Genomic DNA, 22,733 nt, shown 5'->3' with positions numbered 1-22,733 from the left:
CGGCCGGCTGCCTTCCCCCCGGCCCCGTGAGCTTGCTATAGGCTTCATGTCGTTCCCCGCAGGTCGCTTCGCCTGATGCCGTTCCCCTCCGCGAGACGCTGACCCGTGCGCTACGTGCTCTACCTCGTCATGATGTGCGTGGTTGCCCTCGGTGTCGGCTTCGGGCTGAGCTGGGTGGCGCTGAACGAGGGCCGCCTGTTCGGCGCCACACAGGTGGGACCCTGGGTTGCCTGGACAGATGTCGGCTCGAACTCGCCCAACCCCTATACGCGCGCTCATATTGCCAGGGCCGCCGCCCTCCCCCTCGGCCAGTCCGAGGGGCTGCAGTTCACCGCCACCACCGACAGCGCCGGTGAGCCACTGACCCGCGCCTGCACCTACCGCATCTCCGGCCGCACGCCCGTCGCGAGCTTCTGGACCCTGGCGGCCGTCGATGCCGACGGCATCAACGTCGCGGCGCTCGATGCCGACGCGGCCTTGCGCTCCAATCGCCTCGCCCGCAGCGGCGATGGCGCCATCGCCGTCACCGTCGGCACCACGCTGATGCCGCTCAACTGGCTGGAGATCACTGGCGAGGGGCCCTTCCAGCTGGTACTGACCCTCTACGACATGCCCGCCTTCGCCGGTTTCTCCAGCCCGGCCGACATGCCGGAGATCACCACGGAGCGCTGCCGATGATCCGCGTGCTGCTCTGGCTGATCGCTGGGTTCGTCCTCGGCGGCATCATCCACATCGTGGTCATCCTCACCCTGCCGAGCCTCGCCGAGGAAACCTTGTGGACGCGGCTCGAAACCATCGACACCTCGCGTGGCATCGCCATCCTTTCGCCCATAGAGGCAGGTCAGCCCAATCCGCTCGGGCTCGATCCGGAACTGAGCTATGGCGTCTGCCGCATCGACCTGCGCGCTGGCCCGGCCTATCTGCGCGGCCTGCTGCCCGACGCCTTCTGGTCCGTGGCGTTGATCAATCAGGCCGGCATCGTCACCTATTCGACCACCAACCGCGACGGCATCGGCCGCACGCTCGACCTCGGCATCTTCAACGCCGCCCAGACCCGCCAACTGGCCCAGCAGCAGCTCGACGTTGCCGAGGGCGTGCTCGTGGTCGAATCCGCCTCCGATGACCTGTACGCCGTGCTGCGCCTGGCGCCGCCATACGAGGCCGTCCGCAGTCGCTTCGAGCAAGCGCTGGCGAATGTACGCTGCGAGAACGAGACCTAGGCCAAAGCGCCAAGCAGCGCTCCGATGGCGGCAAGCGCCACCACCACCACGCCCGGAGCCGCACGAAACACCGTAAGGGCCACAAATCCGCTGGCGGCAAGCGCCGCATCCAGCGGGGACATCACCGCGCTGGTCCAAACCGGGTCGTAAAGAGCCGCGCCAAGCACGCCGACGACGGCAGCATTGGCTCCGGCCATCCCCGCCCGAGCCATCGGCTGCGAGCGCAGCGTCGCCCAGAACGGCAGCGCGGCGAGCACCAGCAGCAATCCCGGCAGGAACACGGCAACCAGCGCGATCGCCGCCCCGACCACACCGTTCGGCTCGAACCCGCTCACCGCGCCCAGATAGGCGCCAAAGGTGAATAATGGCCCCGGCACCGCCTGTGCCGCGCCATAGCCGGCAAGGAAAGTGTCGGCACTCAGCCAGCCGCGCGCCACCGTCTCCGCTTCCAGTAGCGGCAGCACCACATGGCCGCCCCCGAACACCAGTGCGCCGGCCCGGTAGAAGCTGTCGGCCAGGGCCACAGCATGACTGCCGCTCGCCGCCGCCGAAAGCGGCAAGCCGAGCAAGAGCCCGATACACGCAGCGAAAGCGATAGCGCCGAGGCGCCGCCCGATCCGCACCGGCATCGCCGCCCCAGAGGTTCCAACCACTCCGCGGCACAACCACAAACCCAACAGCCCACCGGCTCCAATCGCGCCCACCTGCCCTGCCCAGGTGGGCAACACCACCACGGCGAACAGCGCCAGCAGGCCAATTGCTACCCTTGGGCGGTCCGGGGTCAGGGTCCGCGCCATGCCCCACACCGCCTGCGCCACCACGGCCACCGCCACCAGCTTCAGACCGTGCAACGCTCCCGTGGCGGCCGGCCCGTCCAGGCTTGCCGCTCCGGCCGCGAACAGCACCATCAACAGGGCCGATGGCAGGGTAAATGCCGCCCATGCCGCGAGCCCGCCCAGGGCGCCAGCGCGCATCAGACCCAACGCGAACCCGGTCTGGCTGGACGCCGGGCCTGGCAGGAACTGGCACAGCGCCACGAGATCGGCATAGGCCTGATCGTCGAGCCAGCGGCGACGCGTCACCAGTTCATCGCGAAAGTAGCCGAGATGAGCAATGGGGCCACCGAAGGAGGTCAGCCCCAGCTTCAGGAAGGCCCAGAACACCTCACCGGCGCTGCCCTTTGTGCCGGTGCGGCCGTCCTCACGCATCGCGGTTCCCCTGCGGCTGCTACTTGGGCAGCACCACTTCGGTGTCGCCGCTATGCTGATAGCGTGACGGTATCACGACACCGCCTATGCCGGGGCGGTGCCCGCCACCCTGCACGCAGAACTCGCCACGCTGGGCGCGGACCACATCCACCCGCAACCGCCGGAGCGCGTCGTCCACGGCGATAGACTGCTCGTGCGGCGTTTCCACCAAGAGATTGTCCAGCGCGTGGTCGTAGCTGTCGTACCGGTAGGTCAGCGCCCGCACGAACCACGCGATAAAGGCGTCGTTCTCGTATTTGCGCGCGGCAACATTGGCGGCCGCGTCCGGGGCCAGATTGCCCAACCCGCTCAGCGCAACGGCACGCTGCCGGTCGATCTCCTGCACCGCGCAGATCGCGGCAAAGGTCGCGGGCAAGGTGTCGAGATCGGCAACAATATGTCGGCCGACGGTGGAATAGCGTGTCGGGGACGAATTGTAGGGCGTCCGCGTCAGCCACGCATAATAGCGGTCCGTCCTGAACTGCAGGTCGCGACCGGGCGCAGCGATGCGGGTGCGCTGCAGTTCGGCTTGCGAGTCGTACACCCAGTCCTTGGCGCGCGCGGCGACCAGAAAGCGCCAGACGCGATCATGCATCAGCCGTTCCTGGTCGGTCTGGTTGAAGCGCGACACCGGTTCGCCCCGCTCGGCGGCACGCACCCGGCCGTTCGCCGGCATGGCAACGTCGTGGGTCCAACTCGGCGCGGCGCGACCGAAATCACCCACCGGCCGCGCCGTGCAGGCGGCCAGGTTGAGGGTCAGCAGGGCGATGACACCAAGGCGCAATGGCAAGGCGCGACTAGACGCGCTTGCGCTTGCCGCGGGACGGATCGGCATTCGTGGTCGGCGGCTGCGGCGGCGTCCCGCGTTCATAACGCACCCCGGTGAAAATCAGGATCTTGGCGGCACCCGCCGGTCTCTCCTCGACGGGAGCGGTTCTGGGCCGCTGCAGGAATGTGACGAGCTTTCCCAAGCTGTCCTCCATCTAGGCTCGCTCCCTGTCCCACCAGGGCCGCGGGTTGAAAGGCAATGTCACCGGCGCGCGACGCCCCCACGCCCGTTGTCGCCATTAAGAGATCGTCAAGGTTAACAGTCCGCTAACGAATTGCAGACAACAGTGCAGCAACGCATCGATGGGATGCGATTCCGAAGTCACGGTTGCCGCAGAATGCTTGGTTTTCAGCCTTACGAGACGTTCCAGTTGCTCATCGAAACCGGTGGCGTTGATCGGACGAATACTCTGCTGATCGCCGCCTGTGACGCTTATGCGCGGCGGGGCAAGCCGACCGCTCCCGAAATGGAACAGTTCGAGGCTCTGGCCGGTCGACTGTTCCCCATCGCCTCCGCCAATGCCCGGGCAAAAGGCGCTGCCATCCTCGGCCGCGCCGAAGTGCTCTCGCCTGCCCTCGAGCGACTGGTCGTCGACAATATCGGGGAAGACCTCAATACCTTCCTGTCCGGCGCCCGTGAGCTGTCTGAGACCACCCTGATCGACATCATCGCCCGCTACGAGGTTTCCTCCGCGGCCCTGATCGCCGCCCGGCCCGACCTCAGCAATGTGGTGCTCGCCAAGCTCTTCCAGATGAATTCGCGCAAGGTCTATCGCGCGCTGGCCGCCAACACTGCCATCGCGCCGCGGGGTGCCTATCTCAGCGCCCTCGCCCGCTCCGCGCAGATGGACCACCTCGTGGCCGAAGCGCTGGCCAGGCGCGACGATTTCGACACCGCCCTGCTCGCCCCAGCCTTCTTCGATCTGTCGGACGATCACCGGATCAAGGTCATCCAGGCCTTCGCCAACCGCGAGACTCCGGCCGCACCGATCAAGAAGACCATCGAACAGCTCACCGTCGCCAATGCCGAGCTGACCAAGGCGCTGATGAAGCTGTTCTCCGAGAACCGGCGGCCCGAAGTCACCCGGCTGCTGAGCCAGATCACCGGCCTCGACGAGGTCCGCTGCGGTCAGATCGCCCACGACGTGACCGGCGCATCGTTGTTCGTGATCCTGCGGGCCTTCGGCTGTTCGGCCTATGACGGGCTCAAGGTGCTCATCCACGCCACCAGTCACGACAGCGAGCGCTCCAAGGCACTCGCAGATTTCGCGACTCTGTTCGGCAATGTTTCGCCGGACGCGATGGCCTATTTGATGAGTGCCTGGCGCGGCGAAGTGAACCTGCTCGAACTGGCCAAACCCCAGCACAAGCCCTTCAGCGAGCAGCCCGTTCGCCGCCCAGCGCGCACGCTCGCCCCGGCTCACAACCCCGTCGTCGATCAGGCGATCGAGGCACTCGCCCGCATCGGCGTCCGGCGCGCCAGCTAAACAGCCGAACTACAGGGGATCCCGGGCCAACTCGATACCGGGATCGTCCCCCCGCAGGTCGAGGCTCAAGACCCACAGATCGGGATCGAAATCGGCTTCACGGGCGATACGGTCGCGCACCAAACCCGGCTCCACATGGCTGAACCGGCGCTGAAAGATCATGTCCACCGAGTCGCCGCGGCTGATCGTCGGGGCAGGCGTGAACAGCGAGGCCGTCCCATCGAGGTGGTCGATCTCGATGAACACCTGGCCGGCGATGGGGTCCCCGCGCCGGGCCACGACGCACATATTGCCGAGATCATTGTGGCGCCGCACGAAGGCGGCGCACCACAGGTCGGTCCGTACCCCGCCCGCGGCCATGTCAGACCGGGGCGCCGGCCTGGCGCAGCAGCTCGATCAGGTCGGGCTTGATCTCGCCGGTCACCCGATAGCGGTGGAAGTTCTCGAACTCGCGGATCGCCCGGGCAGTCGCCTCACCCGGATGCCCATCGATGGAGCCACGGTAGAAGCCGAGGCTGGCAAGGCCACGCTGAATCTCGCTCACCAGGTGAGTGTCGTTGGCGGGAGCCACGGCAGCCGGCGGCTTCGGCGCTGCGGCCGGAGCGGCGCTGGTTGCAAGCGCCACTTGCTGCTGCGGCTGTGGCTGGGCAGCGGGCTGCGCCGCCGGTTGCGCGGCGGCGACGTTACCCACCGGAACCGCGGGGACCGGCGTCACTGCCGCCGCCGGAGTCGGCGCACCGGCCACTGCGGCAACGATGGTATCGATGGTCTGGGCAGCGGCACTGCCCACCGTATCCACCGCGGCATCAACCGGCGACAGGCTCGGCAGGCGCTGGACCACGCGGTCCTGCTGCACCGGAGCCGGCTGCGGGGCAACCGCCGCCTGCTGCACGGGCGCCGGCTGCACGACCGGTGCGGGTTGCGGCGCGGGAGCCGGCTGCGTCACCTGCGCCTGCGGCTGTGACACTGGCTGCGCTGTCGGCACCCGCCCCGCCGAGTCGGCGCGCTTGATCGCGTCGATGATGTCGGGCGTCAGCGCTCCGGTCGGCTCCAGGCCGTTCCGTTCTTCGAAGGTGCGGATCGCGCGGGCGGTCATGGGACCATAGAACCCGTCGACCTTGCCTTCGAACAAGCCGAGTTCGGCAAGCTTCTTCTGCACCGCGAATGCGTCGGCATTGCCCACCGGCTGATCGGGAATTGCAGGCGCAACGGGTGCCGGTACGCTGCCGGTGGTCTGCGGGGCAGCTTCCAATGCCGGCATCGCTACCGGCTGGACCGGCTCAACCGCTGCGACCGGACGCTCCGGTGCCGCCAGCGGCACCGGCGCGACCTCCTGGGTCAGCGCCACGCTGGTTTGCGGCTGGAAGAACGGTGAGGGATGGCGCGCCGTCTGCCAATACAGAGCGTTGCTGGAGGCAAGCGCGGTCAGCCCCACCAGCCCGAGCAAGGCAGTGGAGGCCAGGGGCGCCCGCATGTATTGCGACCAGGTCCACAGGCCGGCGCGGCCAAGGGAAGCCGCAACGGCGCTGCCTGCCGCGAGGGGCAGGCGGGAAAGCGTCGAAGCCGTCATTGCGCTTGTCTTTTTTCGTTTTCGTCTTGCCATTGATGACCGGAAGGAACCGTCTCCCGGCGAAAGGGAGTCACCACGGCAGTGTCCTCGGTCTTTATTGCCGGACCGTTTATGGGCAGCAACACGGTCACGGTTGTCCCCGCCCCGATCTCGGACAGCGCCCGCAAGGTACCACCATGCAGCTCGGCCAGGCCCTTGACGATGGAGAGCCCCAGCCCGGTACCCTCATGCTTGCGGTTGAGGCCGCTGTCGGCCTGAAAGAACGGCTCGCCGATTCGCTTGAGCGATTCCGGCGCCATGCCGATGCCGGTGTCGGTGACCGACAGGTTCAGCGACTGCCCCTGCCGCTTGAGCGACACCGTGACGCGCCCACCTTCGTGGCTGAATTTCACCGCGTTGGACAGAAGGTTGAGCAGGATCTGCCGGCAGGCGCGCTCGTCGCCGTTCAGCAGCGGCAGGTCGGGCGCAATGTCGGCCACCAGCCGGACCGAACGCTCGCGCGCCGCGGCCTCGACCATGCCGAAGCAGGGCTCGACGATCTCGTCCATCTGGAACGCTTCGGTGTGCAGTTCGAACTTGCCCGCCTCGATCCGCGACATATCGAGCAGCATCCGCACCACCTCGAGCAGGTGCTTGCCGCTCTGGTGGATCAGCCCGGCATACTCCCGGTGCGTCTCGGACAGTTCACCGCCGATGCCGCTGGTCATCATCTCCGAAAAGCCGACCACCGCGTTGAGCGGCGTGCGCAGTTCGTGCCCGATGGTGGCAAGAAACCGCGATTTCGCGTCCGATGCAGCCTCGGCTTCCCGGCGCGCCGCCGCCATGGCGGCTTCGGCATCCTTGCGCTCGGTGACATCGCGCATCACCGCGATCACCTCGCGCCGGAGACCCGGCGCCTCGGGGTCGGCGACAGGCGACAGGTTGATTTCGACCCAGATGAAGCGCGGCACGGCGCCAGCGGCATGCGGGTCGTCCTGGCGCATCCGCACCTCGATGCGGCGCGGCCGCCCATCGAGATTGGCGTCTGCAAACGCGGTCAGATAGGTGGGCCGGTCCAGCACATGCAGCCGTTCGCCCAGCGCCGCGCCGTCGAGCTGGTAGCGCGGGCAGCCGAACAGCCGCTCGGAGCTGCGCGAGGCCATCAACACCTCGCCATCACTCGAGAAGCGGATCACGGCATCCTCGACATGCTCGATCAGGTGCCGGTAGGCAGTGACCTGCGCCTTGTCGTAGACCTCGTAGGCCGACCCGATCCGGTTGGCGGTATGGGCGACCACCGCGACGGCCACGACGAAGCCGGTGAGGTTCAGCCCGAACAGCACGCTCTGCGGCATCAGCGGGGTGGGCATTCCCGGCACCGCCGCGAGGGCCGCAGCAGCAAAGCCCACCAGAATCGCCCGCCAGCTCTGACGGCGCAGTTGCGCCGAGCCCGCCAGCGAGGCGAGGACTGGCCCCATCAGCATCACCGCCATGCCGGCATCGCCCAGGCGCGGATCGGCGAAGGTCATCACCACCCCGCACAGCATCAGACCATACACCTCGGCGGCGGCGGCGTGTTCATAGTCGCGGCGATTGTGGAACGACATCGCCACCATGCCGGTGGCCAGCACCACCACGGCGGCGGCAAAGGGCAGGCCGGTGCCCATCATGGCGGCAGCGATGGCGAACGGCAGACAGATGGCGGCGAACGCCACCAGCATCCGGGCATTGTTGGCGAGGGTCTTGCGGCGCAGAACTTCGGAGCGATGGCCGATGCCGGTGACGGCCTCGGTCCACTTGTCGCCAATGCCCATGGTAAACAGGCTGCGCATACGCTCTACTCACACTCAAGACGCCCGCCCGGCTGCGTGCCGGGTCTTTGTTGCGGCCACCCTGCGCGGAAGACCTGAAGGCCCGCTTAAATCCGGTCCGCGACGGTCGCTCGGCGCCGCTCTTTTGCGCTTACCGTAAACAACCCCTTGCCGGCGTCGCAGATCGCAAAGCCCGCATTTGCTTCAAATTTTAGATAAACCTGCCAGCGTCGTTTAAGCGGGCGCCGCTAGCGTCGGGATCACGGCCATTTCTGGTCCACGTGATTTCGAGGAGACGCAGCGCGATGATGATGATCCTGCGCTCAGCCTTCTGGCTTACCGCCGCCTATCTGGTGATCCGCCCCGACGTGCAACTGCCCGATGCCGGCGCACTGTCCGCGCAGGCCGTGACCGCCGGTAGCCGAATCGTTGCCACTCAGGTTCAGCAGATCGAGTGCGATTCCCTCCAGTGTTTCGGTGGCAAGGCTGCCATCGCCGCGGTGCTGCCCCCTCTCCCGCCGGCCGGCACGGCCATGCATGCCGATCCGGCCAACGTTCCGGTGCCTTATCCCAGGCCACGACCGGATCGCGCGAGTTAGCCGGAACACCCGCCCCGGGTGGTTCGGCTTTCTACCCAGGAACGGCGTCTCGACCTCGGACGCACTTCCCGCAGTTCCTGGCCCTTGCCGCAGGCACATCGTGTCTGCGGCCTTTCTTTTCCCGCGGTGTTGGCAATGCGCCCCCGGCTCGCCTAGATAGTTGGAATGAGCCAGCCCGCTGCATTTCAGGAAATCGCCGACAACCTCTCCTTTCTCGACGACTGGGAGGAGCGGCTGAACTACGTCATCGAGCTCGGACAGGCCCTGCCGCCGATGCCCGACGCCGAAAAAACCGACCAGAACCGGGTCAAGGGCTGCGTGTCCAATGTGTGGCTGGTGTCCAGCCGCGACCAATTGGGCGGCCAGCCGGTGATGACCTTCCGCGGCCAGTCCGATGCCATCATCACCAAGGGCCTGGTGGCGGTCCTCATCGCCCTTTATTCGGGGCGGCCGGCGTCCGAGATTGCGGACACCGATGCGGTCGAGTGGTTCAGGAAGGTCGGCCTCAGCGAGCATCTGGGGATGCAGCGCTCCAACGGCCTTGTCGCCATGGTGAACCGGATCCGCAGCGAGGCCAGGGCCGCAAGCGGCTAGTCCTGCGTCTCCGGTACGGTCAGCGGCAGGCGTTCGCCGAGCCAGCCGCTCACCAGAGCCCGCTCGCGCCCCTCTCCGGCAGCCTCAAGGCCGTATTGCGCCGCCAGTTGGTCGAGTCCGATGCGCAACACCAGCTTGGCCGCACGCCGCGGCCACTGCCGTTCCGTCTCGATCTCGCCGAATCCCTTGCCGAACACCAGCACATCCAGCAGCACGCCCCAGCAGTCGCGGGGCATGGCCTCGGCGAGCCGCCGCAGGCTCCGCCGGCCAGCCATGGCACCATCCGGCAGGTCGCTCGGCGCGCCACCGCCCGCGCCCCGGCCGCCCACGCGCGCGGGATCGTAGGACATCGTCACCCGCTGCCCCATGGCGGCCCGCCGGGCCAGCGCCTCGAACCGGCGGGCTGCCTCAAGATGATGCGGACCAAGAAAAGGATCTGCGCCCGCCGCCAGGCGCGCCAGCACCGGATCGTGATGCTCAGCGCTCATGGCCGGTCTCCGTCAGCAGCAACTGCTCCAGCCGCTCCAGTTCGGCATCGAAGGCCGGGTCATCACGCATGTCCTCGATCAACGCGCACGCATGCGAGACGGTGGTCCTGTCGCGCCCGAACGCCTCCCCCACCTCCTTGAGGGTTCGTCCGAGCACCACATGCGACAGATACATCGCCAGTTGCCGCGCCCGCGCCGTGCCGGCGCGGCAGCGTGCCGGGTGAGTGAGCATGCGGTGCGACACCCGTTTTTCCTGCGCGACCAGGCGAATGACCGCGGCGCAGCCACCGCTGTCGGCCTGCGCAGTGCCGCGAATGGTCCGCGGCACGGATCGGTGATAAGAGTCGGCATTCATCTCCTGCCCCTGCAGATATAGGACTATATTCCTATACTCTGCACCCGGCAAGGCGAGCGGGGGATAAGTTCCTCTCCAGCTTTGATTTCACAACGCAATCGGCCGCCCCGAAGGGCGGCCGATTGAAGAGTCAGGATTGATCAGGCGGAGTGCCGAAGCGGGCTTCAGGCGGCCTTGCGGCCGAGCCCGTTGTCCTTGGCCAGCTTGCTGCGCGTGGCCGAGTAGTTCGGGGCAACCATCGGATAGTCGGCGGGCAGGCCCCACTTCTCGCGGTATTCTTCCGGCGAGAGGTTGTAGTGCGTACGCAGGTGCCGCTTGAGCGACTTGAACTTCTTTCCGTCCTCGAGGCAGATGATGTAGTCCGGAGCCACCGACTTGCGGACCGGCACGGCGGGCTTCAATTCTTCCACGGGGGCAGGGACTTCACCGGCCTTCAGTCCACGCAGGGCACCGTGGACGTCCGCGATCAACCGCGGCAGGTCGGCGGGATTCACCGAGTTGTGACTGACATAAGCCGCGACGATTTCCGTGCACAGTTCGACAAGTTCGGTGTCGTGACCATTCGACGAAACGGCGGTTTCGTTCATTGCTCAACCTTTCTTGATTGTTATTGAGTCGACGGTAAGGGCTTCCGCGACGTGGATATACGTAGTGCCGATAACTGGTCAAAGCAACCCATATCGGCCTTATTTACATGTAACGATTTAAGTGTTCCGGTTCAGAACTTATCGGCGTTTTGAACTTAATTCGTCTACTACCATCGTCGTAGTTGGCTGCCGCCCGGAGTTGTAGGCTACGCGTGCCAGCAGATGGGCCGAGATCGGCGTGGTCAACAGCACGAAGATCACACCGATAACCGCGCGCAGAGCCACGGCGCCATCGAAACTCACCAGCGCCACCGCCAGGAGGATCAGGCCGCCGCCCACAGCCCCGGCCTTCGATGCGGCATGCATGCGGGTCAGCAGATCCGGCAGGCGCACCACACCCACTGCTGCCAGAAGCGAGAACGCCGCACCAAGCAGCAGCAGTACACAACCAGTATAGATCACCAGGTCTGCAATCATTGGCGGTCCTCCTGCGTCATGCGGCCGCGGCTGAGGATGTATCGAGCAAAGGCCAGGGTAGCGAGGAAACCGAGCAGCGCCAGAGCTATGGCGATGTCGAGATAGAGCGTCAGCCCGGTTCTCACGGCTATGGCGCCCACAAAGCCCATGGCAATCACCGTCATCAGGTCCAGCGCGAGCACCCGGTCCGACAGCGTGGGGCCGATGACGATGCGCACCAGCGAGACCAGCAGCGCCAGCCCCAGCAGGACCAGGGCGATCAACGTCGCCCAGTCGAGCGCAAGTGCGGCCGTCATGCGAACACCTCAAGGATACGCCGCTCGAATCCACCCGCGATATCGGCAATCAGCGCCTCGCGGCTATCGAGGCTCAGCACGTGGATATAGAGCAGCTTGCGGTTCTTGCTGACGTCGACACTCAGGGTACCTGGCGTCAGCGTGATGAGATTGGCCAGCAGCGTGATCTCGGCATCCGATTTCACGGTCAGCGGAAAAGCCACGATCGCCGGCCGGACCACCTCGTCGAGGCGCGGTGACATCACCACCATTGCGACCTTCACGGCGCTGATCATCAGCTCTCGCACGAACAGCACCAGCAGGGCGAGGATGCGCCCGAACCGCCGGAACTCCAGCGGGCGGGTCAACTGCAGCCGCAAGAGCGCCACTGCAATCATGGCGAAAACCACCCCGAGCAGCAGGTTCGCGCCCGAAAAGGCGCCCGTCATGCCCGCCCACAGCAGCGCCAGCAGCAGGATCAGCAGCGCAAGGTTCATGGCGCACCCCCGGCAAGGCCCACCGCGGTGACATAGCGTGACGGATCGAGGAAATCAGCGGCGCCGATACGCACCGCCTCGACCACCGGATTGGGCCATAGACCCGCGGCCACCACCACCGCCACCAGGATGCCGCTGGCCGCCACGCGCCCGGTACCAGCGCGCTTCTCGGCCGATTGCGGCACCAGGTCCGGTGGCGACCGCCAGAACATGAAAGCCCAGAGGCGGGCGCCGGCGATCAGAGTCAGCACCGCATTGACCAGCAGAGCCGCCGTCATGGCAAAGCCTGCCCAGTCTCCCGCGCCGATGCTGGCCTGCAGCAACATCAGCTTCGGCCAGAAGCCGAGGAAGGGCGGCACCCCGGCTGCGGCCAGCACCAGCACGAAGAACAGGATGGAAAGCGGTGCATCGGCAGCATAGAGCCCGCCCATCCGGCGCGTGTCGGTGGTGCCGGTGGCCCGTTCGATCAGGCCGGCGACGAGATAGAGCGCGGTCATGGTCAGGATGGCATGGAACACGTAGAAGCCGGCCCCGCCGACGCCCTGTTCGGTAGGCACCACCAGCCCGACGAGCACCACGCCGATACCGCCGATGACGACGAAGCCGATGGCCCGGCGCAGATTGGTCTCGGCAATAGCCCCGAGCGGCGCGATCACCAGCGTTGCCGCCGCCACCACGGCGAGCACCGGTTCCAGCACGTCCCGGCTCGCCGGCAGCAAGACGATCATCACCCGCAGCAGCACGAACACGCCGACCTTGGTCAGCAGGCCCGCAAACAGCGCCGAAATTGCCGCCGGCGGCGTGTGGTAGGACGCGGGGAGCCAGGCGTTGACGGGAAACGCCGCTGCCTTCATGCCGAACGCCAGCAACAGCAGCCCGGCCACCGCGGTCATTGCTGCCGGGTTCGCCTCGGGCGCAGCCTGCCGGATGTCCGCCATGTTCAGCGTGCCGAGCAGTCCGTAGAGCAGCCCCAGCGAGAGGAGGAAGAACGCCGTTGCGAGGAAGTTGAGGAAGCCGTACTTCACCGCACCGTCGAGCTGGACCGGCTTGCCGCCGATCACGATCAACCCGAACGAGGAGATCAGCATCACCTCGAACCAGACGTAGAGGTTGAACAGGTCGCCGGTCAGGAACGAGCCGGTGACGCCCGCCAGCAGCAACAGCGTCAGCGGATGGAACCCCTTGGATGCATCGCCGTCACGCTCGTTCTCGGCATAGACCAGCACCAGCAGCGTCACCACGGCCGCCGCGAGGGCAAAGCCTGCCCCGAAGGCATCGGCGGCGAAGCTGATGCCAAACGGCGGCAACCACTTGCCCATGGTCATGCTGACCGGCCCCACTTCGGCAATGCGAGCCAGAAGCGCGACCTCGCAGGTGATCACCGCCAGCACCACCGCGACGCTGAGCACGAAGGTCCAGCGCTGCCGGTTGGCCAGCATCAGCGCCAGTGCCGCCCCGAGCAGGTTCAGCACCAGCGGCAGCACGATCACCCAGTCGGCGGGCGACGTCACGAAATCGATCATCGGCTGGGAAACGGTTCCGGCCATCTCAATAACCCAATGGCGGCTGTGGCGCCTGTTCCGGCTCGGCCACCCGCATGGTGTCGGTGTTATCGGCATCCAGCGTCTGGTAGGCGCGGAAGGCCAGCACCAGCAGGAAGCTGAACATGGCAAAGCCGATGACGATGGCGGTGAGGATCAGCGCCTGCGGCAGGGGATTGGCGATCGGCCCCGCCGGCTGGTCCAGTCCGGCCGGCACGATCGGCGCCAGCTCTCGCGTCAGCCGCCCGGCGGTGAAGATGAGCAGATTGATGCCGTTGCCGAGGATCACCATGCCCAGGAGCATGCGGATGACCGATCGCGACAGGAGCAGATAAACGCCAAGGGCGATGAAAAGGCCGACAAGGGCCGCGAGCACGAAGTCCATCAGTCGGCCCCTCCCTCGTCTCCCTCGAGCGCCAGCGCCACAGCCGACAGCGTGCCGAACACCACGAGGTAGACACCGATGTCGAAGATCATCGGCGTCGACAGTGGCACGGTGGTGTCGCCGAGTTCGAGATAGAGCCAGATACTGGTCATGAACGGCGCCTCGATGAACAGGGAGGCCACGCCCGACAGCGCGGCAATGAACACCCCGAATCCGGCGATCGACAGCGGGTCGAACTTGAGCGCCTCACGAGCCTTCTGGGCGCCCGAGGCCATGCCCAGGATGGCGATCGAAGACGCGGCGATCAGCCCGCCAATGAAGCCGCCGCCAGGCTCATTGTGCCCCCTCAGGCAGACATAGACCGAAAAGACCAGCATGGTGGCCACCAGCAGCGGCGCCGCGGTGCGAAAGATGATCGTGTTCATGCGTCTGCCACCTTTCGCCGGCGGCGCGGTGCCTTGGCCGGCTTTGGTTCCGGGTCCGGTGTAGGAGCCGGCATCGGTGGCGCCTTGCGGCTCTTGAGCAGCACCATGATGGCGATTCCGGCTGCCATGACCACCGAGATCTCGCCCAGGGTGTCAAAGCCGCGATAGTCCACGAGGATGACGTTGACGATGTTGGCGCCATGCGCCACCGGCACGCTGGTCGCGGTGAAGAAGTCCGACAGGCGCGTGTCGAGCGGCCCGGTCAGGATGACCATCAGCGTCAGGCTCACGCCGATGCCGCAAGCGAGCGCGATGGCACCATCCCGCACCCAGTCCTCGAACGGGCGCTTGTCGAGCTCATCCAGCCGCAGCCGGGTCATCACCAGCGTCAGGATCACCACGCTCAGGATTTCTACCATGAACTGGGTAAAGGCGAGGTCCGGCGCGCCGAACAGCAGGAAGATCAGCGCGAGGGATGTCCCCTGCACCCCGAGCGCGGCAATGGCCACCAGCCGGTTGTGTGCGGTCAGCACCGCCACCAGCCCCGCAACCGCCATGGCCACCACGCCCCATTCATAGGGCATCAGGTCGGGCCAGCGCAGCACAGCGCCCCAGTTGCCGAGCTCCGCCGTCGGCATCAGCGCGTCGAGCCCACCCATGGTCAGCAGCGGCACCAGCACGGCGAGGGCAAAGCCGATGAACACCACCACCAGATAAAGCTCGAGCCGCCCATGATGCAGGGTCCGCGTCACCGCGCCCGAGAAGCGCACCAGCCCAAAGAACACCGCATCGAACGCCCGGTCCGCATTCCAGTTCGCCGGCCAGCGGCGCAACAGGGTACGCAGCGAATCCGCCTGCCGGTAGATCAGGACCGCCAAGAGCCAGGTCACGACCGAAGCCCACAGCGCCGGGCTGGCGAAGTTGATGTTCCAGCTGAGGTGGCTTTCCACCCCCTGCCCCGACACCGCCGTTGCCGCCGGCGCCATCAGATCGTGTCCGAACCAGTCGATCAGCAACGCCGTCACCACGCCCGCAGCGCCGAGCAGGATCGGCCCCACCAGCATCGCCACCGGCGCCTCGTGCGCTGCCTTGGGCGTCGCGACGGCCGGGCCCAGGAACGGCCGGATCATCACGATCAAGCCCACACCCCCGAGCAGGGCATTGCCCAGCACCAGCGCCAGCAGCACCGCGATGGCGGTTGGCTCCATCACCACGAGGTCGAGATACATCTCTTCTTTGGCAAAGAACCCCAGCGTCGCCGGCACGCTGAACATCGACAATCCCGCCAGCGCCGCGCCGATAAAGGTCACCGGCATGCGGTCGGCGAGCCCTCCGAGCGCCGTCAGGTCGCGCGTCCCCGCCTCGTGGTCCACCGCGCCGGCCACCATGAACAGCGCTGCCTTGTAGAGCGCGTGGGCGGCGAAATAGAGCACGAAGGCACTGAGCGCGACCGGTGTCCCAAGCCCGATCAGCGCCACCAAGAGGCCCAGCGAGGCGATGGTGGTCTGCGCCAGCATCTGCTTGAGATCGGTCTGCCGCAGCGCTCCGAGCGCACCCCAGATCAGCGTGGCGCAGCCGAAAACCACCAAAACCGTGGTCCAGACGGCGGTTCCGCCGAGCACCGGCGTCATGCGCGCTAGGAGGTAGACGCCGGCCTGCACCATGGTCGCGGAGTGGAGGAAGGCCGAGACCGGGGTCGGTGCCTCCATGGCGTTGGGCAGCCAGAAATGAAACGGCAACTGCGCGGATTTGGTGAAGGCAGCGAGAAGGATCGCCAGCAAAACGTTACCGTAGAGCCCGCTGTTGCGGAGAATATCGCCACTGCCGAGAAGTTCGGCGAAGGTCCAGCTGCCGGTGATCGAGTTGATCAGGATCACGCCAACGAGCAGCCCCATGCCACCGATATTGGTGATCACCAGCGCCTGGATCGCACCACGCCGCGCCGCCTGCCGGTCGGCATCGAAGCCGATCAGCAGGAACGAGCTGATCGAGGTCAGCTCCCAGAACAGGAACAGCGCCAGGAGATTGTCGGACAGCACCAGCCCCAGCATCGCGCCCATGAAGGCGAGGAGGAACATCAGGAAGCGCCCGAGATGCCGATGGCCGTGCAGGTAGGCGCCGGCATAGAGCACGATCAGCGCGCCGATTCCGGAAATGGTCAGCGCAAAGGCCAGGCTCAGCCCGTCGAGCAGAAAGGTCAGGCGCAGCCCCAGCGCCGGCACCCAGTCGATGCCCGCGACCACCACCTCGCCGCTGGCGACCGGCCCGACATAGCCGCACAGAAACGCAAAGATCGCCGCCGGCACCAGCGCCAGCAGCCAGTGACTGAAGCCGCGTAGCAGGCGGTGAAGCAACGGCGCCAAGGCCGCGACCACGAAGGGGCCGATCGCCATCAGCGCCAGACTTGCCCCCTGATCCAGCTCCACGCTGCCTCCCGCTTCCGACTCCAACAAATGCGGCTGCGACCTTAGCGATTGAGTCGCCCGTCACAAGCCAAATCGGACCGTGGGGACAGGTTGTCGCGCACGAATCCACACCTCGCGCCTGCCCTTCCCAAGGGCGGGAGCGAGGCCTATGTCAGGAAGCACGCAATCGAGGAGCCTCCATGAACCAGCCCACCCCGCCCGTCGCCGCGCAGAAGCCGCTTCGCCTCGAACAGCACGGCATCGTCCGCGACGATCCGTGGGCCTGGCTGCGCGCCGCCAATTGGCAGGAGGTGATGCAGAAACCGGAGACGCTTGAGCCCGAAATCCGGGCCTATCTCGAGGCCGAGAACGCCTACGCCACTGCCGCTTTCGGCGAACCCACCAAGGCCCTGCAGGAGCAGATCTACAAGGAGATCCGCGGGCGCATGAAGGAGGATGATTCCGGCGTCCCCTCCCCCGACGGCCCCTGGGCCTACAATTCGCGCATGCTCGAGGGCAAGCAGTACCCGCTGATCGTGCGCACCCCGCGCGATGGCGGCGCCGAGACCGTGCTGCTCGACTGCAACGCCGAAGCCGGGGACGGCTATTTCGGCTTCGCCGGCGCCCAGCACGATCCGTCCCACCGCCTGCTCACCTGGGCCGCCGATCGCGCCGGCTCGGAATATTACGACATCGTCATCCGCGACCTCGAGACCGGCACCGACAGCCCCGACGTCATCCGCGACACCGCCGGCGCTCATGTCTGGAGCAACGATTCCTCGGCCATCTACTACACCGAGTATGACGACAATCACCGTCCGTTCCGGGTGCGCCTCCACGTGCTCGGCACCGACCAAGCCGACGACCCGATCATCTACGAGGAAGCCGACCCCGGCTTCTTCGTCGGCGTCGGCAAGACGCTCAGCAACCGCTTCATCATCATCGACGCCCATGACCACCAGACATCGGAAGTCCGCCTGATCGACGCCGAAAGGGGCGGCGAGCCGCGCCTCGTCTCGGCCCGCGAGCCGGAACGCGAATACGAGGTCGATGAGCGCGAGGGCCTGCTCTATATCCGCACCAATGTCGATGGCGCCGAGGACTTCAAGATCGTCACCGCCCCCGCCGATGCGCCCGGTGCCGAGAACTGGGTGGACCTCGTGCCGCACCGGCCCGGCGTGCTGATCCTCGACACAGCCGTGATCCGCAACCATCTCCTGCGCCTCGAGCGGGCCGATGGCCTGCCGCGCATCGTCGTCCGCGACCTGAGGACGGGCGTCGAGGAAACGGTCCGCTTCGAGGAAGAGGCGTATGCGCTCGGGCTCTCGGTCGGCTACGAGTTCGACACAACCACCTTCCGCTTCAGCTATTCCTCCCCCACCACGCCTTCGCGGGTCTATGACCTCGATCTCTCGACCGGCGAACGGGTGCTGCGCAAGGAGCAGGAGATCCCCTCCGGGCACGATCCCGCCGCCTACGAAACCCGCCGGCTCTTCGCTACAGCGCCGGACGGAGAGACGGTGCCGGTGACGCTGCTCTACCGCAAGGGTATCGCCCTCGACGGCAGCAATCCGGTGCTGCTCTATGGCTATGGCGCCTATGGCATGGCCATGCCCTCGGGCTTCTCGATCTCGGCGCTGTCGCTGGTCGACCGAGGCTTCGTTTATGCCACGGCGCATATCCGCGGCGGCATGGAGAAGGGCTACCGCTGGTACAAACTCGGCCGCCGCGAGCACAAGCCTAACACGTTCACCGACTTCATCGCCGCCGCCGAAATGCTGGTCGAGCACGGCTACACCCGTTCGGGCCGCATCGTCGCCCAGGGCGGCTCCGCCGGCGGCATGCTGATGGGCGCTATCGCCAATCTGCGGCCGGAGCTGTGGGCCGGCATCATCGCCCAGGTGCCGTTCGTCGACGTTCTCAACACCATGCTGGACGCCACCCTGCCGCTCACCCCGCCGGAATGGCCGGAATGGGGCAACCCGCTTGCCAGTGCCGAGGACTACCGGCGCATCGCTGCCTATGCCCCCTATGAGCAGGTCAGCGCCCAGCCCTATCCCCCGATCTTCGTCCAGGCCGGGCTGACCGACCCGCGCGTCACCTATTGGGAGCCGGCCAAGTGGGTCGCCAAGCTCCGCGCCACCGCCACCGGTGACAAGCGGTTCTTTCTCAAGACCAACATGGACGCCGGACATGGCGGCGCCTCCGGCCGCTTCGACCGCATCAAGGAGACCGCCGAGGTCTATGCCTTTGCGCTCGACTGCGTCGGAGCCCCGGGCGCCGCGGCCTGATCGCAGACCGGGGCCCCGCCCCGGCCGTCAGGTCTTGGGCTTGGTGGCGATGCCATCGAGCCAGAGCATGTTGCTGTCGTCGCGATGGACGCCGGTGGTGCCGACATGCTTCATGTCGATCTCGGGTCCCTTCTGGATGACGTGGACAAGCGCCATGCCGTGCCCGCGCCCCAGGCCGAAATCGGCCTTGAGCCAGTCCAGGATCGGCCCGGCCTTCACCTTCGGATCGTCGAACCCCTTCGTCTTGGCGAGGTCCACGATCTCGCGGGGCGTCTTGCCGGTCTTTGCCTCCACGGCGTCGAGATAGGCCTGGAACGACATCTTTATCTCCTCGAGGTTCGTCATCAGCAGCAGGACGGACGAGTGCGGCCGCATTCGACACGGTAGCGCCGGCGACTGTGCTTTCCCCAGCGAATTAACATTGCCGGGAACCCGCCTCTTCTCGCATTCGTTCGAGCATGGTAACGAACCGTTTACTATTTGCGGGAGCTGCATTTTTCGTGCCCGAAACGGCCAAAGTCGTCGCCATCATCGCTGCCACTCCCGCACTCACCGCCCTGCTCGGCATGGTGGTGGCCGGCGACACGCGCCTCAAGGTCCGTCAGTTCCACAGCGAAGCCGAGCTGTTCGCCTATATGCGCATCGCGCCGGTGCACGCGCTGGTCGTCGACTTCGACCGCGAAGGCCGCCCTGCGCACGAGATGGTGGAAGCCATCCGCCTCGATTCTGGCCTCGTCTCCCAGGACGTGCCGGTGATCGCGCTCACCCGCACCATCACCCCACCCATGCGCCATCAGGCCATCAGCGCCGGCATCGACGAAGTCATCATCAAGCCGATGTCGCCCCGTCACCTGTTGCAGCGCATCCAGGCCCGCCTGCGCAACCGCAGCGTCGTCGGCGCCTTGGGCGGCTATCGCGGCCCCGACCGCCGCAACCGCGTCCCCTTCCCCGCTCCGCAACCCGCCCCCGCCCGGCGCTTCACCGACAACGTGGTGCCGCTCTTCCCCAACAAGCTCCGGCCGGAGGCGTAGGCTTCGGGCTGAGGTGAAGAATACCCTCCTTCGTCACCACCGGGCTCGTCCCGGTGGTCCATGCCGCCGCGCACTGGATTGCCGGGACAAGCCCGGCAATGACGACGGGCCGGAAGCGCGTAGCAGCCCGCCCCCGCTTCACCGACAACGCGGATGCCGCTGTTGCCAACAAGCCACGGCCGAGGCGTAGACTTCGACCTGAGGCGGAGAATCCCCCCTTCGTCACCACCGGGCTCGTCCCGGTGGTCCATGCCGCCGCGCACTGGATTGCCGGGACAAGCCCGGCAATGACGGCGGGGAGCGCAACAGGTCACCCGCCCGCGACCGCGTGGTTCGACAGGCTCACCATGAGGTCTACGCGACTGCGGTGTGCGCCGTCACCTCACCCTGCCCATAAAGGGAGGAGGCGCAGGGCCTTGGCAACGGGAGTTTCACTGTTTGGTTTGTGTCTAGCTCGGAGCCTCCCCTCTCCCTTGCGGGAGAGGGTGGATCGGCAGGGGACGGGTGAGGGGTTTCTTTCTCTCCACACCGTTGGCGCCCAAGACAAGCCCCTACCGCCCCTGTACCAGCCGCTGCGTCCGGCTCCACAGATCCTCAACCGTGTCGGCAAACTGCACCGCCCGCTCATGGCCCTTCAGCGAATGCGACAGCACGTCGGCGCTGAAGCCGCGCACGACTTCGAAGGCGCGGTGACGGTTCAGCAGCACCACCGGCAACACACGACCCTGCTGGCGGGCAGCCGACCAGGTGGCAAACAGCGCGGTGGCCGAGGCCAGCGAACCCGGCAGCCCCACCAGCGCCTGTGTGCGTGAGGCGATGAGCGCTTGCCGCTCTGCGCCCTCGCCCGCAACATGGACAGGCACATCGGCCAGCACCGGCGGCAAGTGGATGCTCGCATCCGCCACCACCTCGACAGCACCGCCGGCTGTACGAGCAGCGGTGATCAGCGCCACCGGCGGCGCCCCATCCTCTGCGAGGGTCAGGATGCGGGCGCCGCGGCGGGCGAAATAATTGCCGGTCTGGGTCATCAGCGAGGCCCGCTCGGCATCGCCGGGGCCGCGGTCGGAGGCGAACACCGCAACGGTGATCTGGTTGGTAGCGGGCTCGATCATCTCAGCGCCTCCGCGACAGGCTGCCGAGCAAGCCGCGCACCAGCGACCGGCCCAGCTGGTTGGCAACGCTGCGGGCGAAGGAATTGATCGCCGCCTCGGCCGGTGTCTGCCGGGTGGAGCGCCGCACCGGCGCGTCCGCCTTCATCCGTTGCTCGTCCAGTTGCCGCTCCTCGGCGCGGCGGGCCAGAACCTCGAAGGCCGATTCGCGGTCCAGCACGGCGTCGTAGAGCCCGACGACGGGCGAGCGTCCCATGATTTCGCGCCGCTGCTCCGGCGACAGCGGCCCGAGCTGGCCGGAGGGCGGACGGATCATGGTACGACCGACCACCGAGGGGATGCCCTTGTCTTCCAGCACCGACACCAGCGCCTCGCCGGTGCCGAGCGCGGTGATCGCCTGCTCGGTATCGAAAGCCGGGTTGGGCCGGAAGCTCTCGGCCGCGGCCTTCACCGCCTTCTGTTCCCGCGGGGTATAGGCGCGGAGCGCATGCTGGACGCGGTTGCCGAGCTGGGCCAGCACGGGCTCGGGTATGTCGGCCGGGTTCTGGGTGACGAAATAGACGCCGACACCCTTGGAGCGAACCAGCTTGACCACCTGCTCCACCTTGTCGACCAGCGCCTTGGGGGCATCGTCGAACAACAGGTGCGCCTCGTCGAAGAAGAACACCAGCTTCGGGCGGTCGAGATCGCCCGCCTCGGGCAGCGCCTCGAACAGTTCAGACAGGAGCCAGAGGAGAAAAGTGGAGTAGAGCCGCGGCGCCCGCATCAACTCGTCGGCGGCCAGCACCGAGACGAAGCCGCGCCCGTCCCGGTCGCGGCGCATCAGGTCTTCCACTTCGAGCGCGCGTTCACCGAAGAAATGCTCGCCGCCCTGCTCTTCCAGCACCAGCAGCGCCCGCTGGATGGCGCCGATCGTGGCCGTCGCGACATTGCCGTAGCGCAGCGACACCTCCTTGCTGCGCTGGCCGATATCGGTCAGCAGCGCCCGCAGGTCCTTGAGGTCGAGCAGCAGCAGGCCTTCCTCGTCGGCCAGGCGGAAGGCGATGTTGAGCACGCCTTCCTGAGTATCGTTGAGCTCGAGCATGCGGCTCAGGAGCAGCGGGCCCATCTCGGAAATGGTGGTGCGGATCGGGTGGCCCTGCGTGCCGAACAGGTCCCAGAACACGGTCGGGGAACTGGTGAAGCGGTATTCGTCACCGAGCCCGATGTCGTTGGCGCGCTTGACCAGCGCCTCCTTGGGCTCCCCCGCCGCCGCAATGCCCGACAGGTCGCCCTTGATGTCGGCGCAGAACACGGGCACGCCGGCCGCGGAGAAGCCTTCCGCCAGCACCTGCAGCGTCACCGTCTTGCCGGTGCCGGTGGCGCCGGTGATGAGGCCGTGGCGGTTAGCCAGTTTCAGCCAGAGATATTCGGGGCGGTCGCTGGTGCCCAGATAGATCTTGTCGTCGACGAGCATCGGCGGCCCTCTGTTGCGCTGACCTTATAGCCAGCGCGAGGGCGGGGGAACAACCCGCGAGCGGGGGTCCGAGCGG

The 22,733-nt window shown here is 66.8% G+C and carries 26 protein-coding genes; 7 read left to right on the top strand and 19 right to left on the bottom strand.

Features of this window, described 5'->3' with window-relative positions:
- The first annotated feature begins 105 nt into the window (after positions 1 to 105).
- Both ACFSX5_RS14520 and ACFSX5_RS14515 read left to right on the top strand, forming a co-directional pair.
- Positions 106 to 678 (top strand): DUF1214 domain-containing protein, encoded by a 573-nt coding sequence (locus ACFSX5_RS14520; protein ID WP_386834393.1) that lies wholly within the window; start codon positions 106 to 108, stop codon positions 676 to 678.
- On the top strand, positions 675 to 1,220 hold the full coding sequence (locus ACFSX5_RS14515) for a DUF1254 domain-containing protein (protein WP_386834391.1): 546 nt from the start codon (positions 675 to 677) through the stop codon (positions 1,218 to 1,220). The genes ACFSX5_RS14520 and ACFSX5_RS14515 overlap by 4 nt, the downstream gene beginning before the upstream one ends.
- Here ACFSX5_RS14515 and chrA read toward each other — a convergent pair.
- From chrA to ACFSX5_RS14500, 3 genes are read right to left on the bottom strand one after another with little or no spacing between them, the layout of a single operon-like run.
- Positions 1,217 to 2,428 (bottom strand): chromate efflux transporter, encoded by a 1,212-nt coding sequence (gene chrA / locus ACFSX5_RS14510; protein WP_386834390.1) that lies wholly within the window; start codon positions 2,426 to 2,428, stop codon positions 1,217 to 1,219. The two genes, ACFSX5_RS14515 and chrA, sit on opposite strands and share 4 nt — an antisense overlap.
- 19 nt (positions 2,429 to 2,447) lie before the next feature.
- Positions 2,448 to 3,251, bottom strand: a complete 804-nt coding sequence (locus ACFSX5_RS14505; RefSeq protein WP_386834388.1) for a hypothetical protein — start codon at positions 3,249 to 3,251, stop codon at positions 2,448 to 2,450.
- 13 nt (positions 3,252 to 3,264) lie between these two features.
- Complete coding sequence (locus ACFSX5_RS14500) at positions 3,265 to 3,438, bottom strand: hypothetical protein (protein WP_386834387.1); 174 nt, start codon at positions 3,436 to 3,438, stop codon at positions 3,265 to 3,267.
- Positions 3,439 to 3,633: 195 nt separating this feature from the next.
- Here ACFSX5_RS14500 and ACFSX5_RS14495 point away from each other — a divergent pair, with 195 nt between their 5' ends.
- The gene (locus tag ACFSX5_RS14495) at positions 3,634 to 4,782 is read left to right on the top strand and encodes a DUF2336 domain-containing protein (RefSeq protein WP_386834386.1); all 1,149 of its coding nucleotides are present in this window, start codon (positions 3,634 to 3,636) and stop codon (positions 4,780 to 4,782) included.
- Between the two features lie 9 nt (positions 4,783 to 4,791).
- On the opposite strand, the gene ACFSX5_RS14490 is transcribed toward ACFSX5_RS14495, so the two are convergent.
- From ACFSX5_RS14490 to ACFSX5_RS14480, 3 genes are read right to left on the bottom strand one after another with little or no spacing between them, the layout of a single operon-like run.
- Positions 4,792 to 5,142, bottom strand: a complete 351-nt coding sequence (locus ACFSX5_RS14490) for a DUF1491 family protein (protein ID WP_386834384.1) — start codon at positions 5,140 to 5,142, stop codon at positions 4,792 to 4,794.
- 1 nt (position 5,143) lies between these two features.
- Positions 5,144 to 6,352: a peptidoglycan-binding domain-containing protein gene (locus tag ACFSX5_RS14485; protein WP_386834383.1), complete on the bottom strand. Its 1,209-nt coding sequence runs from the start codon at positions 6,350 to 6,352 to the stop codon at positions 5,144 to 5,146.
- Positions 6,349 to 8,163, bottom strand: a complete 1,815-nt coding sequence (locus tag ACFSX5_RS14480) for a PAS domain-containing sensor histidine kinase (protein WP_386834382.1) — start codon at positions 8,161 to 8,163, stop codon at positions 6,349 to 6,351. The genes ACFSX5_RS14485 and ACFSX5_RS14480 overlap by 4 nt, the downstream gene beginning before the upstream one ends.
- 284 nt (positions 8,164 to 8,447) lie before the next feature.
- Between ACFSX5_RS14480 and ACFSX5_RS14475 the strand changes: the two genes are divergently transcribed.
- Both ACFSX5_RS14475 and ACFSX5_RS14470 read left to right on the top strand, forming a co-directional pair.
- Positions 8,448 to 8,741, top strand: coding sequence for a hypothetical protein (locus ACFSX5_RS14475; RefSeq protein WP_386834381.1), 294 nt, complete (start codon positions 8,448 to 8,450; stop codon positions 8,739 to 8,741).
- Positions 8,742 to 8,906: 165 nt separating this feature from the next.
- Positions 8,907 to 9,335 (top strand): SufE family protein, encoded by a 429-nt coding sequence (locus ACFSX5_RS14470; protein WP_386834380.1) that lies wholly within the window; start codon positions 8,907 to 8,909, stop codon positions 9,333 to 9,335.
- On the opposite strand, the gene ACFSX5_RS14465 is transcribed toward ACFSX5_RS14470, so the two are convergent.
- The 10 genes from ACFSX5_RS14465 to mbhE all read right to left on the bottom strand — a co-directional run bounded on the left by ACFSX5_RS14465 (position 9,332) and on the right by mbhE (position 16,791).
- Positions 9,332 to 9,823, bottom strand: coding sequence for a DUF6456 domain-containing protein (locus ACFSX5_RS14465; protein ID WP_386834379.1), 492 nt, complete (start codon positions 9,821 to 9,823; stop codon positions 9,332 to 9,334). The genes ACFSX5_RS14470 and ACFSX5_RS14465 overlap by 4 nt on opposite strands.
- Complete coding sequence (locus ACFSX5_RS14460) at positions 9,813 to 10,178, bottom strand: helix-turn-helix domain-containing protein (protein WP_386834377.1); 366 nt, start codon at positions 10,176 to 10,178, stop codon at positions 9,813 to 9,815. The genes ACFSX5_RS14465 and ACFSX5_RS14460 overlap by 11 nt, the downstream gene beginning before the upstream one ends.
- A 164-nt stretch (positions 10,179 to 10,342) precedes the next feature.
- Positions 10,343 to 10,765: a MucR family transcriptional regulator gene (locus tag ACFSX5_RS14455; protein ID WP_386834376.1), complete on the bottom strand. Its 423-nt coding sequence runs from the start codon at positions 10,763 to 10,765 to the stop codon at positions 10,343 to 10,345.
- Between the two features lie 138 nt (positions 10,766 to 10,903).
- Positions 10,904 to 11,242, bottom strand: coding sequence for a monovalent cation/H(+) antiporter subunit G (gene mnhG / locus ACFSX5_RS14450; RefSeq protein WP_386834375.1), 339 nt, complete (start codon positions 11,240 to 11,242; stop codon positions 10,904 to 10,906).
- Complete coding sequence (locus ACFSX5_RS14445) at positions 11,239 to 11,538, bottom strand: cation:proton antiporter (protein WP_386834373.1); 300 nt, start codon at positions 11,536 to 11,538, stop codon at positions 11,239 to 11,241. Before ACFSX5_RS14445 ends, mnhG begins: the two co-directional genes overlap by 4 nt.
- Positions 11,535 to 12,014 carry a Na+/H+ antiporter subunit E gene (locus ACFSX5_RS14440; RefSeq protein ID WP_386834371.1) on the bottom strand — a complete coding sequence of 160 codons (480 nt, stop codon included), beginning with the start codon at positions 12,012 to 12,014 and terminating at the stop codon, positions 11,535 to 11,537. Before ACFSX5_RS14440 ends, ACFSX5_RS14445 begins: the two co-directional genes overlap by 4 nt.
- Entirely contained in the window at positions 12,011 to 13,561 is a 1,551-nt protein-coding gene (locus tag ACFSX5_RS14435; protein ID WP_386834370.1) for a proton-conducting transporter transmembrane domain-containing protein, read from the bottom strand. The genes ACFSX5_RS14440 and ACFSX5_RS14435 overlap by 4 nt, the downstream gene beginning before the upstream one ends.
- A gap of 1 nt (position 13,562) precedes the next feature.
- Positions 13,563 to 13,940: a Na+/H+ antiporter subunit C gene (locus tag ACFSX5_RS14430; protein ID WP_386834368.1), complete on the bottom strand. Its 378-nt coding sequence runs from the start codon at positions 13,938 to 13,940 to the stop codon at positions 13,563 to 13,565.
- A complete protein-coding gene (locus ACFSX5_RS14425) occupies positions 13,940 to 14,365 on the bottom strand; it encodes an MnhB domain-containing protein (protein WP_386834367.1) in 426 nt (141 codons plus the stop codon). Before ACFSX5_RS14425 ends, ACFSX5_RS14430 begins: the two co-directional genes overlap by 1 nt.
- On the bottom strand, positions 14,362 to 16,791 hold the full coding sequence (gene mbhE / locus ACFSX5_RS14420) for a hydrogen gas-evolving membrane-bound hydrogenase subunit E (protein ID WP_386834366.1): 2,430 nt from the start codon (positions 16,789 to 16,791) through the stop codon (positions 14,362 to 14,364). The genes ACFSX5_RS14425 and mbhE overlap by 4 nt, the downstream gene beginning before the upstream one ends.
- A gap of 179 nt (positions 16,792 to 16,970) precedes the next feature.
- On the opposite strand from mbhE, the gene ACFSX5_RS14415 reads away from it, so the two are divergent.
- Positions 16,971 to 19,061, top strand: coding sequence for a S9 family peptidase (locus tag ACFSX5_RS14415; RefSeq protein ID WP_386834365.1), 2,091 nt, complete (start codon positions 16,971 to 16,973; stop codon positions 19,059 to 19,061).
- Between the two features lie 27 nt (positions 19,062 to 19,088).
- Here the strand turns inward: ACFSX5_RS14415 and ACFSX5_RS14410 are convergent, their stop codons facing one another.
- Positions 19,089 to 19,382 carry a DUF4287 domain-containing protein gene (locus ACFSX5_RS14410; RefSeq protein WP_386834364.1) on the bottom strand — a complete coding sequence of 98 codons (294 nt, stop codon included), beginning with the start codon at positions 19,380 to 19,382 and terminating at the stop codon, positions 19,089 to 19,091.
- 179 nt (positions 19,383 to 19,561) lie between these two features.
- On the opposite strand from ACFSX5_RS14410, the gene ACFSX5_RS14405 reads away from it, so the two are divergent.
- Positions 19,562 to 20,092, top strand: coding sequence for a response regulator (locus ACFSX5_RS14405; RefSeq protein WP_386834362.1), 531 nt, complete (start codon positions 19,562 to 19,564; stop codon positions 20,090 to 20,092).
- Positions 20,093 to 20,643: 551 nt separating this feature from the next.
- Here the strand turns inward: ACFSX5_RS14405 and ACFSX5_RS14400 are convergent.
- A complete protein-coding gene (locus ACFSX5_RS14400) occupies positions 20,644 to 21,204 on the bottom strand; it encodes a hypothetical protein (RefSeq protein WP_386834361.1) in 561 nt (186 codons plus the stop codon).
- 1 nt (position 21,205) lies between these two features.
- Positions 21,206 to 22,657 (bottom strand): helicase HerA-like domain-containing protein, encoded by a 1,452-nt coding sequence (locus ACFSX5_RS14395; protein ID WP_386834359.1) that lies wholly within the window; start codon positions 22,655 to 22,657, stop codon positions 21,206 to 21,208.
- Positions 22,658 to 22,733 lie beyond the last annotated feature (76 nt).

The sequence above is a fragment of the Devosia albogilva genome (genome assembly GCF_042685625.1).
Taxonomy (GTDB): Bacteria; Pseudomonadota; Alphaproteobacteria; order Rhizobiales; family Devosiaceae; genus Devosia; species Devosia albogilva.
Note: the sequence above shows the minus strand (reverse complement) of the source record. Positions and strands in the feature narration are given on the sequence as shown.